This window comes from Paenibacillus sp. H1-7 (genome assembly GCF_022354825.1).
GTDB lineage: Bacteria > Bacillota > Bacilli > Paenibacillales > NBRC-103111 > Paenibacillus_S.
Genome location: NZ_CP031168.1, coordinates 7,929,540 through 7,945,003, shown reverse-complemented (window position 1 = coordinate 7,945,003; position 15,464 = coordinate 7,929,540). Strand labels below are relative to the sequence as shown.

Here is a 15,464-nt window from a genome sequence, read left to right as displayed (position 1 = left end):
CTCAGCCGGGCTTTATAAAATGAATAATAAAAGGGGAATCGTACGATGAAATCATGGATGAAAACATGGAACGTCATTTCCATACTTTCTATCGCGGGAGCCGTTATTGCGGGCTGCAGCACGAAGGAGCCGGCTCAGGGAGCGGCGGCGGGCGGCGGCAACAAAGCCGAAGGCAAAAAGTACACGTTCCGCTTGGCGGACACGCACCCTCCGGATTACCCGACGGTCGTCGGAGACAAGAAATTCGCCGATCTGGTCAATGAACGGACGAACGGGCGCATCAAAATCGACGTGTTCCCCTCGTCGCAGCTTGGAGAGGAGAAGGCGGTCATCGAGCAGGTGCAGCTCGGAGCCATCGAGTTCACCCGCGTCAGCAGCGGGCCGCTGGCCGAATTCAACAAGAACTTCGGCGTGTTTAGCCTTCCTTACGTATTCGACAGCGACCAGCATCTATGGAAGTTTCTGGAGAGCGATAACGGCAACAAGCTGCTGGACAGCCTGGAGAGCTCGAAGATGAAGGGCCTCGCGTACTACAGCTCGGGAGCGCGGCACTTCTACTCGCGCAAGCCGGTGACGAATTTGGCGGAGCTGAAGGGGCAAAAGGTTCGCGTCATCCAGAACAAAATCAACATCGACCTGATGTCGGCGCTCGGAGCGAATGCGACGCCGATGGCGTACGGCGAAGTGTTCAGCTCCTTGCAGACCGGCGTTATCGACGCGGCGGAGAACAACTTCCCGAGCTACCAATCCTCGAACCATTACGAGGTGGCGAAGCATATGATCTTGGACGGACACCAGCGGGTTCCCGAGGTGCTGCTGATCAGCCAGTCGGCCTGGAACAAGCTGTCCGAGGAGGACCGCAAAATCGTAAAGCAGGCAGCGATCGATTCGGTCAAGACGCAGCGGGAATCGTGGGACAAATACGAGAAGGAAGCGGAAACCAAGGTGCGCGCTGCCGGCGTCACCATTACGGAGGTCAAGGACGTCAAGCCTTGGCAGGACGCGGTCAAGCCGGTGATCGACAAGTACCGGACGGAATATAAAGAGGTGCTGGAGCAAATCGATGCGGCGAGGAAAAAGTAAATATTTTTTCCGCCTCCCAAAGTGTGACATACAGCTGTCAGTGTTTCGGGGCTATAGTATAAGCATGAAGCATGTGAGCACACATTAAAATAAAATATATCCACTTTATGGAGGCGACGATTATGTACGTATCGATTCAAAACTTTGTAGAAGAATACCGCAACGAAGCTGCGGCGACGCACAGACTACTGGAGGCCTTGACGGATGAATCACTCAAACAGGAGGTAGCTCCGGGCTACCGGACGATCGGCCATCTTGCTTGGCATTTGGTACCTAACGGGGGCATTTTGAAGCCGACGGGACTCCGTTACGACGCTCCGGAAGAATCCATTGAGCCTCCCGTTTCTGCTGCAGCTATAGCCGAAGCTTACCGCTTCGCCTCCGAATCTCTCTTGGAAGCCGTGGAAGCCCAATGGACGGACGAAAAGCTGCAGGAGACTTCAACCATCTTCGGTGAGCAATGGAAAAATGGCAAGACGCTGGATTTGTTCGTGAAGCACGAAATCCATCACCGGGGTCAGCTGACTGTATTAATGCGCCAAGCCTGGGTGAAGATGTCCGGGGTCTATGGGCCGACGAAAGAAGAGTGGGCGGCAATCGGCGTGCCGGCTCCAGTATAAGCAAGCTTTTGTGCGGTGAAGCCGTTTTTAGAGGATTGAATGGCTATGAAAAGCGTACGTTCCTTTTTTACTCAGGGGAATGTGCGCTTTTTTCGGCTGTCCGGGATGAGTCTAGTCTGCAGTCTGCGCAGATCGCAGAGCCTGTAGTTGACATCAGAGGATAACTCGACTATGAAGGAACGACGATGAATCAAGTTCATAATGCAATCGAGTCCTAAACATCTTATACTGTATTAAGTATTAAGGAGGTAGAATATGAACGAGATCAAACGTATTTGCGTATTTTCCGGGTCGAATCCCGGCAATCATGCCGAGTATGAGCAGGCGGCAAACCGACTGGGGGACGCTCTTGTCACGCACGGCATGGACTTGGTGTATGGGGGAGCGAGTGTAGGGCTGATGGGCCGCGTAGCCGATAAAGTGTTGTCGGCGGGAGGCCAAGCCATTGGCGTAATGCCGAGAGGACTGTTCCGCAGAGAGCTGGCACATACCGGTCTGACGGAGTTTCACGAAGTGGAAACGATGCATGAGCGTAAGGCTCTCATGGCCAGCTTGTCCGACGCGTTCATATCACTTCCGGGCGGCTTGGGCACGTACGAAGAGCTGTTCGAGGCGGCCTGCTGGTCGCAAATCGGCATTCATAAGAAGCCGATCGGGTTGTTGAATGTCCGCGGATTTTACAATCCGCTGATCGATATGCTGAAGCATACCGTCCGCGAAGGATTCATGCGGGAGGAGAACTTGGGCCTGCTCGTAGTAGAATCGGACCCGGAGCGGCTGGTCGAAGGATTGCTTAATTATGTTCCGATCGAGCAAGGGCAAAAGTGGGTCGAGCTCGCTAACAAAGGGTAAGCTTCACCCTTTGTTTTGGGAAAATAGCGCTGGCGGTTTATCGGACACTGAATCCGCTATTCCTTGGAAATAGGCTTCTTTTGCAGTACGATCGGACATAGAATCCGCTATTTGCTATTTTTTCGTGCGAAAACAGTGTATTTTAGTGCAATAAAGGATCTGTAGTCCGATCACCATGGGAATAGTTCCATCTTTGGCGGAATAACGGATCTACGGTCCGAAACGAATGCAACCCTGCTCATCAAACGGGCCGTTCTGGAGTTTTGCGAAAAAATCCATAAAAGTAAACAAGCAAAGAACCGTCCTCGCAGACGGTTCTTCTTTTTTTTTCGGAGCTCCCACATTGAACGAAGCCGTCGCCTTAGTGGTTGACCGTTTGTGCCTGAGATGGCGCCTTTGCTTTCGGTTTAGGATGGTACGTTCCGATAACGATACCCGCAGTAGTCAGCACAAAGGCAAGCAGATGGATCCATTGCACGTGCTCATCGAGGAATAGGACCGCTCCGACCATGCTGGCGAACGGCATCCCGTTGATGAACATGGCGGTCTTGTTGGCGCCGAGCAGCTTGATGCCGTGGTTCCAGCCTAAGGTACCGAGCGAGGAAGCGAGCCATGCCGACAGCAGCATGACCACCCAACCCATAGCCGTAAAATGAACCTGCGAGTACGCCGACGGCCCATAGGTTGCAAACGAGCCGATATTCAGCATCACGCCCCCGATCAAGGTCGAGTATGCGGTAGTGACGAGGGTGGGAATGCCGGTGGACGATATCGCTTTGATCAAAAGGCCGCCGACGACATAGCCGAGCATTGACAGCACCATGATCAGGTCCCCCCAGCCGGACATTTCGATAGACGCCTCTCCCGAGCTGGACAGAACGACCATAACTACGCCCGAGAAGCCGGCTAAAATGCCCGCGAACAGCCGGAAAGTCATCTTTTCGCCTATGAACAGGGCAGCTAGAAGGGCGGTAGTGAGCGGATTCAGCCCGAGAATCAGCGAAGCGTTAGTCGCCGTGGTCGTAACGACTCCTGAAGCGAGGAACAATTGATGAAAGAAAATGGAGGTAAGACCGATGAGCGTGAGCAGGAGCCATTGCTTCGGCGTCGGTTTATACCAGCCGTATTTGCGCAGCGCGAACGGAAGCAGGGCAAGACCGGCCAGAGGCATCCGTACGGCAGCCACGAGAAAGGGCGGCGTTGTCTCGGTCAAATATTTGACCATCACGATATTAAGACCCCAAGAAGCTACGACTAGGGCCAGGATGACATACATCCATTTGTTATTGGCGGTTCCCACAGCATGTTAGCTCCTATCCTGAATGAAGTGTGTGCCGGTATGATTTCTTTATAAAATCCAACACAAAAAAAGCAGGGCGTTCTTCTCAAACGAAGGCCTGCGTCCTACTCTTATTAAAGCACAGATTGCCCTAGAGGGAAATCGTAAATCGGCGGGTTCCACCATTTGTTAGTGTTAGGGGAACGGAGTGTTGGGCAATGAAAAAAGCCGCTCTCCGCGTGCGGGGCGGGGTATACGGCCTGGTGCAGCATTACCGGTTCAAATACATCGGCGCTACGAGATCGATTCGGTTGGTCCAGATCCCCCCGGTATAGCTGTGCGGAATCCGCTGCGCTGCATCCTCCGGAGTATCGAAGCCGCTGGAAGCTTCTCTTCCGTCTCCGCCGACCAGAATGACCCTCGTATCGGCGTCCTCCATGCGGTTGATAAACCGTGTAGGCCAGCCCCACAGCCAAGGAGCGATCTTTTCCGGGATATGCACCTGGGTATGGCCGATCGAAGCGGGGACATAGCCGGTCCATCCGACGGCGGTGTAGGTGAGCACGAACTTGATCAGCGAAGCCTTGGACATCGTCCGCAGCTGAGGCATTTGCTTGCTCAGCGCCGCAATCGGCTCGTCGCCGCCGTATACGGTCAGCTGCTCCAGCCTTTGCGCAGGCAGCGCCTGCAAATATTCGGCAAGCTGGACGCCTTCCGCGGGATCGTTGCTTTTGACGTGAATGAGGAATTGCCGGTCCGGAAAAGTACTCATCACTTCGTCCAACGTCGGCATCATGCCGATGCCTTTGCCGCGAAACGGGTACGTCGCCCCGCCGTCCGCCGTATAGCCGTAGCCGATGTCGAGCACCTTCAGCTCCGCCGTTGTATGCTCCCTTGTTACGCCTTTGCCGTTCGTGCGGCAATCCAGTGTCCAGTCATGGAAGACGACAAAATTACGGTCTTTGGTAGGCTGCACGTCAAATTCCACGATGTCGGCTCCTTCCCGGAAGGCGGCGTCCATGGAAGCCAGTGTATTTTCGAGGTAAGGGTGCTCTGGCTCGTATATACGTTCAGCGGTGCAGGTTTCGTCGGTAATACCCTCCATATGAAACGTTTGGGCGAGCCCGCGGTGAGCCAGCAGCAGCGGGGCTTCGTCTCGGGGCTTGGCAAGCAGGGAGCTGTTCGTTATGTACACAATAGCAAGCAGCAGGAGCGCCAGCCATAGTCGTTTTCGCTTCAATAGGTTCATGATCATGCCTCCAACGGATGTGAAAAATGCGTCAGCGTCCCGAAAACGGGATGGGGAACGAGATCAAGCATACCCAACATAAGGAATCGAGACAATGGCTGATCCATAACAATTCGATGATGGACGGGAAATGAGGGGAACGAGCTAATCCTCCTAGCCCGGCAGCTTAACGGCTTTCACTTCATAAATGCTGCTTTTGGAGCTGAGCACAAAATCCGGTTTGCCGCGCTCGCGTTCTCTGCGATGGCCTTCGAGGTGAGCCTCGCTCAGCTCCCACTGCTTCCAGCGCTCCTCGTTTTCCCAGCGGATCATGACAATGACTTCCTCCTCGCCTTTGCTCGCTCTTTTCACCAAGACGCTCAGGTCGATAAAGCCCGGGGACTTTTCTACCGCAGCCTCTTGGCTGAAGCCGTGAACGACCTGATCGGCGAAGCCTTCTTTGACGACGATGGTTAACGTTTCTATGATCATGAATCAGTACGCCCCCTAGAATAAATGGATACATTTTACACACAACATTGTATTTGATAAAGATTCTCATTTTCAATTGGCGGCAGTCAGGCTTATCAGGCTCGGGAAGCGAGGATGGTATGAAGGTTAATCCTTGTTTAAACCAATTTATAGAAATATTTAATAATTATGTTAAATGAGTATATTAAATCAAATTCTCGTTCTATATACTAAATAATGGAAAGGGGGTGATGTTGATGAGAATGAAAAAGCTCGCGACGATATTATTCGCTTTTACCATGTTTACGGCATCGGTTTCGACTGCTTTTGCAGACGGACGATACCAGTGTCACGGATGTACCTGCAATCTTTACAAATATTTTGTAGACATTGATCTTGTAAATTCTTCCGGGACGACGGAAATCACGACTATGGGCCCGTTCGAGGACTATGCCGACGCTCAGGCGGCTGCAGACGAATACTTGTACATGTATCCCGAGTACAGTGCTAACATTTACGATGCACAATATTGCTGGTAATGAAATCGGAGGAAAGGAAGGGGCAGTCCTTCCTTTTCTTTTTGTTCCGAGACAGGGAAGCCGGAAAGGAAAACAACCTCTGGAAATGGAAATTGTTATTTAAGGATAAAAATCCAACAGCACTTTAAGGAGGCGTAAGCTATGAGTGCCGAATTTTTTGCAACTCCTTCCGAGTTCCGTGCATGGCTGGAGCAGAATCACGAAAAGGCTGCGGAGCTGCTGGTCGGATTTTATAAAAAAGACAGCGGACGGCCAAGCATTACATGGCCCGAATCGGTAGACGAGGCGCTGTGCTTCGGCTGGATCGACGGCGTCCGCCGAAGAATCGACGATGCCAGCTACTCGATCCGGTTCACGCCGCGCAAGCCGGGCAGCACTTGGAGTGCCGTCAATATAGCGCGGATGGAGGAGCTGAGTCGGCTGGGTCTCATGCATCCGGCAGGATTGCGGGCATTCGAGCAGCGCAAGGAGGACAAGTCCGCCGTCTATTCGTACGAGCGGGAAGGTCCGGCCGAGAAGCGCTTGAGAAGCAGTTTCGCGCTCATCCGAAGGCATGGGAGTTTTTTCAGTCGCAGCCTCCCTACTACCGGAAGGTGTCCATCCACTGGATTGGCAGCGCTAAAAAGGAAGAGACGCGGCTCAAGCGGCTTGCGCAGCTGATCGAGAAGTCGGAGCAAGGGCAAAGGCTGTAGCCGCCCATTCCACTATTGCAGCTTAGGCGCGGAGCAGTCCTTTTAGTCCAGGGCTGCTCTTTTACCTCAAGTTTAAGCCGCTGCCGGTTTGGATGCCTTTTTTCTTACGCGTCATGACAATGAATAGCTCCATGAACACTAGATTGCCAACCCAGCACAGCCATGCCGACAGCTGATACGCCGACAGGAATTGGTCTCCGAACAGCGGAGTCGCCAGCATGAGCCATACCCGAAAAGAAAACGCCGCCAACGTCAGCGCGTAGCTGCGCAGCATCCACTCTCGGTGAGCCGTTATGTTCTTTTTTACGGCTTGGCGTATTGCGATCCATGTCGAGGCCATCCATAAAATATCCAGCGAGAAAAAGCCTAAACCGGCTTTCCAGCCGCCTGTCGCGAATATACATAAATAAATGCTGACGAGTCCGCTAATATAGATTGACGCCACATAAATATAGCCTAATACGCGGTGAAGGCGGACACCTCTTCTTTTGGGCTTGATGAACAATTGAAAAGGTCCTATGGCTACCGCTAGACAGGCCGTAATTATATGGGCATACAGCACATAGATCCACGGAGAGAGACTGAAGTCGGGCTCGGAGAGCTTAACATGCAGGAGCCCCTTGCTCGTCGGATCCGAAAGTCCGTACTGCGTGACGACATAATACAGAAGTACAAAGGCCAGCAAGGAAACGATCAGCCGAACGATTGTCTTTTTTACCATTTTATTTCCATCCCTTCTATAATTACTGCACTACAAGACGCTGAAGCGGAAATCATCCCTTCATTTTCCAAATAAAGTGGTTGGGAGGTGCATCGAAATGCATATAAGGATAGGAGAGCCGACGGACATTCAGGCGATCTCGAAGGTCCATGTGGCAAGCTGGCAAAGCACATACAAGGGGATTATCGATGAGAAGCATTTATCCGGACTGACGGTGGAGCAAGGAATACGGCGCTGGCAGCGGACCTTCGAGCATCCTTATCGGGATCAAATCATTTATGTAGCGGCTGGCTCCAACGGGAAAATTGCCGGATTCGTTACCGGCGGCGCGTGCAGAGAATCCGATATGCCGTACGAAGCGGAGATTTATGCCCTCTATTTGTTGGAGGAGGCTCAAGGAAGCGGATGCGGGAGGCGTCTATGTACTGCGCTGGCGGAAGAGCTGATGGCGAGAGGCTACCGTTCGATGATGGTTTGGGTGCTGACGGACAATCCTTCTATTGGGTTTTATAGGCGGCTGGGCGGGCAATTCATAAGTGAGAAGCCTATAAAAATCGGCTCCGGCACGTTGATGGAAACGGCATTGGGCTGGAGCGACATGACCCTTCTGGGAAGAAAATCGGGAACCGAAAAGCCGGAAAGCTGAAGCAGGCGGCCGATGCAGATGCACATGCACATGCAGAAGCACATGCAGAAGCACATGCAGAAGCACATGCAGAAGCACATGCAGACCTAGGCAAGCCTCAAGCTGCACGTTTGAAACGGAAAGGAGCTGCTGCCAAGCTTGCTATCATGGACACGTTTCTTGGATAGGTTTCAACGGTATATTTTGCTGCGAAACCGGCCTTTGACGGTCAAAATGTTTTTTTACTCCGCATTGATCGTCGTCTTCCCGCTGCTGCTCGTCGGTGCGATCTCGTACCAACGGTCGTCGGAGGTGCTGGAGCAGGAGGCGGGGCAGTACAGCTGGCAAATTATCGAGCAGGTGAAGACGCACGTCGAATACTACGTGCAGGATTTCGAGATCGATACGCTGCGCATAATTAACCATCCGGATATGAACCGGTTTCTGAAAATGCGGACGACGGATGAGATACGGCAAAGCGGCATCCGGGCGGATATCGAGCAGGTGCTGAAAAATGCGGCCTATTCGCGTTCGGACATTTCGAACATTACGGTCGTTCTGCATGACGAGCAGGTGATCGACGCGATAGATTTCGACAGCCCTTATTCGGCACGGCAGCTGGAGCAGGAATATTGGTACGAGACGATTCCGGAGGACAGCACGCCGAAGCTGATCAGCCGCGTGATCCGGTGGAAGGACCACCCGGAGCAGGTCATCTCGATCGTTCGCCGGCTTATTAGCCCGAATACGCTGGAGCCGGTCGGGATCATGATCATGGACGTCAATTTCAAGCGCATTCAGGAAATCGCCGAGAAGGTTGCCATCGGACGAACCGGCTTCCTGTACATGATCGATTCACAAAACCATTATGTGTACCACCCGGATTTGCAGCAGGTCGGCAAGCCAGCCAATGCGCGGAACTTCGAAACCTTGAAGCGGACCGAAAGCGGTTCCATGATGGAGGATGAGCAGGGAAGCCATTTTCTCACGTTCAGCTTATCGCACTATTTAGGCTGGCGCCTCGTCACGTCGATTCCCTATTCGGAATTGACGAGCGGGACGGGGTATATCGGGCGGACGATATTTGGGACGCTTGCCGTCACTTTGGTCGCTGCGTATGTGCTCGGCATCGGGTTCGCAGCAAGCCTGCTTCGTCCGATTCGCCGGCTGCACCGGTTTATGAAAAAGGTCGAGGTCGGCGACTTTTCGGGCAAGCTGGAGGTTCGCTCCAAGGATGAGCTGGGGCTGCTGACGCACGGCTTCAACAAAATGGTGGAGAAGCTCGAGGAGCTTCTGGAGGAAATCTACTTCACTCGGCTGCGGGAAACGGAGGCGCTGCTCCGGCAAAAGGAGACGGAGCTCAAAGCGCTGCAATCGCAGATGAATCCGCATTTCCTGTACAACTCTCTTGAAACGCTACGAGGAATGGCGCTGGATCAGGATATGGACGATATGGCCGGTATGACGGCGTCGCTCGCAAAGCTGCTGCGGTATCATTTGAAGAACGATTCGCCCATCGTCACGCTGCGGGAGGAATTGCGCTTTTGCGAGCTGTACTTGCGCATTCAGAAGTACCGGTTCGACGATAAGCTCGAATACGAGCTGAGTGTGCCCGAGTGGGCGATGGATCAGGAAATCGCGAAGTTTTCGCTTCAGCCGATCGTGGAGAACAGCATGATTCACGGCATCGAGCCGGGAATCGGCCTCATGCACATTCATATAACTGCGTCTCGGGATACGGAGCATTCCTTTCACGTGTCGGTTCAAGATACGGGAGTCGGGATGTCGGAGGAGCAGCTGCACAGCATCCATCAAGATTTGAAAGGGAAGGACGTATTGGCTGGCGGAGCACATATCGGTATTGCCAACGTGCACCGGAGAATCGCTTATTTGTATGGCACAGTCTATGGTTTGCTGCTGCAGAGCAAGAGAGGGGAGGGCACGATGGTTCATATCCGGCTGCCATACAAGGAAAAGGGCGAGCCTGCCATTGAGGAAGGAGGAGGCGAATGGCGTATCGAATCTTGCTGATTGACGATGAGCGGTGGGTCCGCACGTCGCTGAAGCGGGTGATCGAGAAGACGGAATTGCCTTTTACGGTAGTCAAGGAGGCCTCGCACGGCCTGGAAGGTTTGGACTGGCTAAAGGAGCATGAGGCCGACCTAATCATAACCGATGTGAAAATGCCGGTGATGGAAGGGCTGCAGTTCGTCCGCGAAATCCGCGAGCGAAGCCGTGAGCAGCACATCATTGTTATTAGCGGCTATGACGATTTTCATTATGTTCAACAGGCGCTGCGCTCCGGTGTGTATGATTATTTGCTTAAACCGGTAGAGACCGAGGACATGGCGCAATGCTTGGGCAAGTGGATGGAGCGGGAAGCGCAGCGCCGGTCCATGCAAGCGAATGCTGCGGTTCCTTCCGATTCTGCGGCGCTGTCTCCCGTCGAGCAAGTGATCGATTATATTCGCGCCAACCTTGCCGGCGACCTGACGCTAACCGAAGCGGCGGCGAGGGTGCATCTGAACCCGAGCTATTTGAGCCAGCTGTTCAAGCAGCAGCTGAACCGCAATTTCGTCGACTTCATCGTCGAAGCGAGAATGGACGAGGCCAAGCGCCTGCTGCAGGTCACCTCGCTGCGCATCAGTGAAGTTGCCGACCGGGTGGGCTATGCGGATGTCGCTTATTTCAGCAACACGTTCAAGAAATGGAACGGCTGTACGCCTACGGAATTTCGCAAAGCAGCCGTACAAAGCTAAAGGCAAGGGAGAAGATACGGATGAACATGCTGCAAGCTATTCCGGCCATGCCGGTTCGGGAGATGGAGCGGAGCGTGGGCTTTTACCGCGACCTGCTCGGGTTTACCGTACGCCACTGGGAAGGCGGCTTCGCTGTGCTGGAATGCGGCGGGGTGGAGGTGCACTTGTGGCACTCGGGCGATGAAAGCTGGCGTACGCGGGAGGACAAGCGACCGATTATCTCCGGTGCCGAATCGTTCATTGCGGGTACGGCAAGCTTCCGCATACGGGTCGAGGGAGTGGATGAGCTGCATTCGCGTCTCATGCCATTCGGCATAATGCATCCTAACACCAAGCTTGGGGACCGGCCATGGGGTGTGAGGGAGTTTGATGTCCTGGACCCGGACGGCAACCTGATTACATTTTACGAGAGACGCATTTCATAGAGGAGACGTTGAATGGGCATGGGCAAGGACAAGGGCGCTTTTTGCCTAACGCTCGCTTGTTTTCATTCGGGAAATTCCCTGTTTTCTGTCAAAAATTAGGGCTGGAAGTCGATTCTAGTAAAGAAACCCGAACGATTGTCTTGAAAAAAGAGTCGTTTTTCAGTATTATGAATCTATGAGTGTTACCGAATCCGATGATGGTTTTAGAAGGTGAACATATGCCCCTAACCGATTCGAATGAGTTTAAGAAGAAGCTGTGTCACATCTACAATGAAGTTTCGAAGGAATTGTTCGGTTTCGGTACGATTCTGCTTAAAGCAACGATCGACAACAATATGGTCACCTTTCAAGCAAGGCACCGCCGCTCACCGCGGTCTACCGCGTTAGAGGGCGAAGCGCCGTCGCTGAAGTACGAGGTCGATTTCTACATGTCGTCGATTTACAAGAAGCGGATCCGGGAAAAGCTCGAACAAGATATGGGACTGGCTATCGAGGCGGTTTTAAGAGATTACGATCCGCACACGCAGTGGGCTATCACGAACATCATTGTGGTGGATAACGAAAGAACAACCGAATAGATCGGCCGTTTCTCTTTTGATTTATCTTAAGAGGAAACCGAACCCACGTAACATCAACGGATGCCGCTGGACATTGTTTACAATGGAAAGTGCTCTTGTTAGAAGATTTATTTCTACCAAGGGTACTTTTCTTTTTTTTCTTATGAGGAAATTTAAAAAGTCCACTTTGAACGGCAAAGAAACTGAAAGCATTCTTTGCCACAAGAAAACCAACATCTATTAGCGGTCGTTCTACTTTGAATGACTTCGATCGGAGGTTTTCTTATAACGAAGCGAATCGAGAAGAAGTTCGACATCGAATCTTGAACAAAGCCGGGAAGATATGCTTACGATGCAAGCTTTCCTTCGGAAAGCTCTGAGGTACTCACGTAGGTTACGCCTACGCTCCGTTCCTCCTTCCTCGACTTTCGTCCAACCTTCTCGGTTCTGAAACCGGACTTTTTAAACACTCATTTCATAAAACCGCAACAGGGGGGCATCGGAAGAAATAGAAGCCGGGAATTCGGCGCGGGCGAATGCATTAGATTGCCGCGTTTGAAAAATACTAGTAAATATTTCTTGGACCGATCCTGACACGATTCAGACCAAAAATTGGAGGGTTATGACAGATGAAAAAACAATGGGTTTCCGGGATTCTATCTTTATCCGTACTAGGACTTGCACTTACAGGATGCGGGGCGCCGAAAGAACAAGGCGGAGCAGCAGCAGACAACAAGGCTGCAGGCAAAGGAGAGCCGACACAGCTCGTCATTTCCACCTGGGGCTTCTCGGAGGACTTCTTCCGCAAAGAAATTTATGCGCCGTTCGAGAAAGAGCATAATGTCAAAATCGTGCTGGAAATCGGCAACAACGCCGAGCGCTTGAACAAAGTGAAGCAAGGCAGCTCCAACGTCGACCTGATTTACTTGTCCGACTATTACGCGCAGCAAGGGATCGAAGCGGGGCTGTTCGAGAAAATCGACCGCAGCCGCCTGACGAACCTGAACAATATTTACGACGTGGCGAAAGCGCCGCTTGGCGAAGACTACGGCCCTGCTTATACCATCGGCCAATTGGGCATCGCCTACAACCCGAAAGCGCTTGGCGGTAAAGAAATCAAATCGTGGGCCGACCTGTGGAAGCCGGAATTGGCGAAGAAGCTGACGATTCCGAACATTACGGCAACCAGCGGTCCGATGATTGTGGACGCGGCTTCGATCGTTGCGGGCGGCAGCACGTTTAACGAGGACCAGGCGTTTGCGAAGCTGAAAGAGCTGAACAAATCCGTCGTTAAGTACTACGGACAAACGTCCGAATTCGTCAACATGATGGCGCAAGGCGAAATCGCCGCCGGTCCGATCATGGAAATGTACGTAAAAGATTTGAAGGCCGGTACGCCGGATGTGAAATTCGTAACGCCAACAGAAGGCGCCTACGCTATTATGAACACCGTTAACGTCGTAAAAGGCAGCAAAAACAAGCAGCTGGCCGAAGACTTCATCAACTGGCATTTGAGCAAGGAAGCTCAAGAGAAATCGGCAAAAGCGAAAGTTGACTCCCCTGTTAACAAAACGCTGCAGCTGACAGCGGAAGAAGCTCAAGGGATCACTTACGGTGCGGATGTCGTTGACAAGCTGCGCAAGCTGGACATGAAATTCGTCAACCAAAACTTGAAAAAATGGATCGACCGTTTCAATAAAGAAGTAACGCAATAAGAGAACGTAGCAAGCGCAGACGGAACAGAAGCAACCGTTCTAGAAACAAGGAATCAGGGTATATGACATGACCATGGCATGTACCCCATTTTTTTGCCAAGGAGGTTCGTTGATGAGGAAGAAAGTGATCCTGGATGTCGATACGGGAGTCGATGACGCGCTGGGCATATTGCTCGCGATTCGCAGCGGCCAATTCGACGTGCTCGGCATTACGACGGTAAACGGCAACGTCTCGATGGAGCAGGCGACGGAGAACACGTGCAAGATCCTCCAGCTTGCTGGCGCGGAGGATGCGATTCCCGTCTACAAGGGTGCGGACCGGCCGCTGCTGAGGGAATCGTTCTTCGAGCACCGGGTGCACGGCAAGGACGGCATCGGCGGAGCGCTCCGCGATATGCCGGTGCACAAGCAGCCGGAAGCCGGCTTCGGGCCGGACTTCATCGTCGAAGCGGCGCGCCGCGAGCCCGGAGAGCTGACGCTCGTCATGACCGGGCCGCTGACGAACCTGGCGCTCGCCGTGCGCAAAGCTCCGGAGCTGGTGCAGCTTGTCAAGGAGGTCGTCGTCATGGGCGGCGCGGTCAGCAGCTACGGCAACGTGACTCCGACCGCCGAGTACAACATGTACGTCGATCCGGAAGCGGCCAAAGTGGTGTTCCACGCAGGCTTTCCGAGCCTTACGATGGTCGGGCTGGATGTGACCCGCAAAGCGCTGCTCACGGAGGAGCAGATGCTCCAGCTAGGCGATTCCGATATCGCCCGTTATGTTCTGGAGAGCACTTCGGATTACATGAAGCGCTACTATGAGCGCAACGGCATCCATGCCTGCGTGATGCACGACCCGCTAGCCGTGGGTGTCGCGCTGGATCGCGGCATCGTAACGACCCGTCCCTATTATGTGGACGTAGAAACAAGAAGCGAGCTGTGCGACGGGCAAACCGTATGCGACTTCCAGAACCGCTTGTCCCGACAGCCGAACGTGCATGTTTGCGTGGACGTCGATACGGACGCTTTTATTCAGCTGTTTACGCAAGCGTTGCGTGTCTAGCCTTACAAGAACAGGAGCCAATAGCTACATGAAAAAAACGTATACCTATTTACTGCTGCTGCCGGGACTTCTGTTTTTGTGCATTTTTATGCTCGTCCCGATTGTGCTGACGATAGGGTCCACCTTTTTCCAGGAGGGCCGCCTAAGCTTTGACGGTTATTTGCATTTCTTTAAAGATCCGTATTTTCTCAAAATCGTAGGGACGACGCTGCAGGTCAGCATTGTAACGACGCTCATCTGCATTTTGCTCGGCTTTCCGGTAGCTTACTATATTTCGAAGCAGGGACTGCGGAAAAAAGGCATCCTGCTTGCCCTGGCGATCTTCCCGCTGTTGACCAGCTCGGTCGTACGCTCGTTCAGCTGGATGATCGTACTCGGGAAAAAAGGGCTGCTGAACAATGCGCTCATTGCGATAGGGCTCATACAGGAGCCGCTCGACATATTGTACACGCCGACGGCCATGATGATCGGCCTCATCCATTTGTTCCTGCCGCTCATTATCATTACGCTTGTCGGGGTTATGGAAAATATCGATCCCGATTTGATCAAGGCCGCAGAAAGCCTCGGCGCTCCGCGTTTTACGGCATTCCGCAAGGTCATCGTGCCGCTCTCCATCCCGGGTCTTATTATTGGGAGCATTCTCGTGTTCGTCGGAAGCTTGACGGCTTATACGACGCCGGCGCTGTTGGGAGGCAAGCAGAGGGTTATTTCGACCTTCCTGTACCAAAATGCGATTACGCTTAACGACTGGCATATGGCCTCGGTCATTGCAACGATCATGATCGCCATTACGTTCATCGTCATCGGCATTATGAACAAACTGGCCAACAAATTTACCCCGAAGGAGTAGAAC

General features: G+C 52.8%; 17 protein-coding genes. 13 read left to right on the top strand and 4 right to left on the bottom strand.

Going from position 1 to position 15,464, the window contains the following annotated elements; all coding sequences use genetic code 11:
• The first annotated feature begins 45 nt into the window (after positions 1-45).
• From DVH26_RS35080 to DVH26_RS35070, 3 genes are all read left to right on the top strand, one after another.
• Entirely contained in the window at positions 46-1,083 is a 1,038-nt protein-coding gene (locus tag DVH26_RS35080) for a TRAP transporter substrate-binding protein (RefSeq protein ID WP_239630219.1), read from the top strand.
• A 122-nt stretch (positions 1,084-1,205) separates the two neighbouring features.
• The gene (locus DVH26_RS35075; protein WP_239630218.1) at positions 1,206-1,703 is read left to right on the top strand and encodes a DinB family protein; all 498 of its coding nucleotides are present in this window, start codon (positions 1,206-1,208) and stop codon (positions 1,701-1,703) included.
• Positions 1,704-1,967: 264 nt separating this feature from the next.
• Entirely contained in the window at positions 1,968-2,555 is a 588-nt protein-coding gene (locus tag DVH26_RS35070) for an LOG family protein (protein ID WP_239635594.1), read from the top strand.
• Between the two features lie 361 nt (positions 2,556-2,916).
• Here the strand turns inward: DVH26_RS35070 and DVH26_RS35065 are convergent, their stop codons facing one another.
• The 3 genes from DVH26_RS35065 to DVH26_RS35055 form a co-directional block, all read right to left on the bottom strand.
• Positions 2,917-3,855: a DMT family transporter gene (locus DVH26_RS35065; RefSeq protein ID WP_239630217.1), complete on the bottom strand. Its 939-nt coding sequence runs from the start codon at positions 3,853-3,855 to the stop codon at positions 2,917-2,919.
• Positions 3,856-4,105: 250 nt separating this feature from the next.
• Positions 4,106-5,089, bottom strand: coding sequence for a glycerophosphodiester phosphodiesterase family protein (locus DVH26_RS35060; RefSeq protein WP_239630216.1), 984 nt, complete (start codon positions 5,087-5,089; stop codon positions 4,106-4,108).
• Positions 5,090-5,236: 147 nt separating this feature from the next.
• The gene (locus tag DVH26_RS35055) at positions 5,237-5,554 is read right to left on the bottom strand and encodes an antibiotic biosynthesis monooxygenase (protein ID WP_239630215.1); all 318 of its coding nucleotides are present in this window, start codon (positions 5,552-5,554) and stop codon (positions 5,237-5,239) included.
• Positions 5,555-5,790: 236 nt separating this feature from the next.
• On the opposite strand from DVH26_RS35055, the gene DVH26_RS35050 reads away from it, so the two are divergent.
• Both DVH26_RS35050 and DVH26_RS35045 read left to right on the top strand, forming a co-directional pair.
• Complete coding sequence (locus DVH26_RS35050) at positions 5,791-6,072, top strand: hypothetical protein (protein ID WP_239630214.1); 282 nt, start codon at positions 5,791-5,793, stop codon at positions 6,070-6,072.
• A gap of 263 nt (positions 6,073-6,335) precedes the next feature.
• Positions 6,336-6,764 (top strand): YdeI/OmpD-associated family protein, encoded by a 429-nt coding sequence (locus DVH26_RS35045; RefSeq protein ID WP_239630213.1) that lies wholly within the window; start codon positions 6,336-6,338, stop codon positions 6,762-6,764.
• A gap of 61 nt (positions 6,765-6,825) precedes the next feature.
• Here the strand turns inward: DVH26_RS35045 and DVH26_RS35040 are convergent, their stop codons facing one another.
• On the bottom strand, positions 6,826-7,485 hold the full coding sequence (locus tag DVH26_RS35040) for a DUF2306 domain-containing protein (protein ID WP_239630212.1): 660 nt from the start codon (positions 7,483-7,485) through the stop codon (positions 6,826-6,828).
• A 97-nt stretch (positions 7,486-7,582) separates the two neighbouring features.
• Between DVH26_RS35040 and DVH26_RS35035 the strand changes: the two genes are divergently transcribed.
• From DVH26_RS35035 to DVH26_RS35000, 8 genes are all read left to right on the top strand, one after another.
• Entirely contained in the window at positions 7,583-8,131 is a 549-nt protein-coding gene (locus tag DVH26_RS35035) for a GNAT family N-acetyltransferase (RefSeq protein ID WP_239630211.1), read from the top strand.
• Between the two features lie 138 nt (positions 8,132-8,269).
• Positions 8,270-10,141, top strand: coding sequence for a sensor histidine kinase (locus DVH26_RS35030; RefSeq protein WP_239630210.1), 1,872 nt, complete (start codon positions 8,270-8,272; stop codon positions 10,139-10,141).
• Positions 10,120-10,869: a response regulator transcription factor gene (locus DVH26_RS35025; RefSeq protein ID WP_239630209.1), complete on the top strand. Its 750-nt coding sequence runs from the start codon at positions 10,120-10,122 to the stop codon at positions 10,867-10,869. Before DVH26_RS35030 ends, DVH26_RS35025 begins: the two co-directional genes overlap by 22 nt.
• Positions 10,870-10,889: 20 nt before the next feature.
• Entirely contained in the window at positions 10,890-11,294 is a 405-nt protein-coding gene (locus DVH26_RS35020) for a bleomycin resistance protein (protein ID WP_239630208.1), read from the top strand.
• A gap of 218 nt (positions 11,295-11,512) precedes the next feature.
• Positions 11,513-11,872, top strand: coding sequence for a DUF2294 domain-containing protein (locus tag DVH26_RS35015; RefSeq protein ID WP_239630207.1), 360 nt, complete (start codon positions 11,513-11,515; stop codon positions 11,870-11,872).
• 608 nt (positions 11,873-12,480) lie between these two features.
• A complete protein-coding gene (locus DVH26_RS35010; RefSeq protein ID WP_239630206.1) occupies positions 12,481-13,566 on the top strand; it encodes an ABC transporter substrate-binding protein in 1,086 nt (361 codons plus the stop codon).
• Between the two features lie 112 nt (positions 13,567-13,678).
• Positions 13,679-14,611 carry a nucleoside hydrolase gene (locus DVH26_RS35005; RefSeq protein WP_239630205.1) on the top strand — a complete coding sequence of 311 codons (933 nt, stop codon included), beginning with the start codon at positions 13,679-13,681 and terminating at the stop codon, positions 14,609-14,611.
• A gap of 28 nt (positions 14,612-14,639) precedes the next feature.
• Positions 14,640-15,461, top strand: coding sequence for an ABC transporter permease (locus DVH26_RS35000; protein WP_239630204.1), 822 nt, complete (start codon positions 14,640-14,642; stop codon positions 15,459-15,461).
• Positions 15,462-15,464 lie beyond the last annotated feature (3 nt).

Coding starts and splice junctions, on each gene's coding strand:
- DVH26_RS35055 (WP_239630215.1), bottom strand. CDS start 5,554: ATGATCATAGAAACGTTAACCATCGTCGTCAAAGAAGGCTTCGCCGAT.
- DVH26_RS35080 (WP_239630219.1), top strand. CDS start 46: ATGAAATCATGGATGAAAACATGGAACGTCATTTCCATACTTTCTATC.
- DVH26_RS35005 (WP_239630205.1), top strand. CDS start 13,679: ATGAGGAAGAAAGTGATCCTGGATGTCGATACGGGAGTCGATGACGCG.
- DVH26_RS35050 (WP_239630214.1), top strand. CDS start 5,791: ATGAGAATGAAAAAGCTCGCGACGATATTATTCGCTTTTACCATGTTT.
- DVH26_RS35000 (WP_239630204.1), top strand. CDS start 14,640: ATGAAAAAAACGTATACCTATTTACTGCTGCTGCCGGGACTTCTGTTT.
- DVH26_RS35060 (WP_239630216.1), bottom strand. CDS start 5,089: ATGATCATGAACCTATTGAAGCGAAAACGACTATGGCTGGCGCTCCTG.
- DVH26_RS35010 (WP_239630206.1), top strand. CDS start 12,481: ATGAAAAAACAATGGGTTTCCGGGATTCTATCTTTATCCGTACTAGGA.
- DVH26_RS35025 (WP_239630209.1), top strand. CDS start 10,120: ATGGCGTATCGAATCTTGCTGATTGACGATGAGCGGTGGGTCCGCACG.
- DVH26_RS35075 (WP_239630218.1), top strand. CDS start 1,206: ATGTACGTATCGATTCAAAACTTTGTAGAAGAATACCGCAACGAAGCT.
- DVH26_RS35040 (WP_239630212.1), bottom strand. CDS start 7,485: ATGGTAAAAAAGACAATCGTTCGGCTGATCGTTTCCTTGCTGGCCTTT.
- DVH26_RS35035 (WP_239630211.1), top strand. CDS start 7,583: ATGCATATAAGGATAGGAGAGCCGACGGACATTCAGGCGATCTCGAAG.
- DVH26_RS35045 (WP_239630213.1), top strand. CDS start 6,336: ATGGCCCGAATCGGTAGACGAGGCGCTGTGCTTCGGCTGGATCGACGG.
- DVH26_RS35020 (WP_239630208.1), top strand. CDS start 10,890: ATGAACATGCTGCAAGCTATTCCGGCCATGCCGGTTCGGGAGATGGAG.
- DVH26_RS35015 (WP_239630207.1), top strand. CDS start 11,513: ATGCCCCTAACCGATTCGAATGAGTTTAAGAAGAAGCTGTGTCACATC.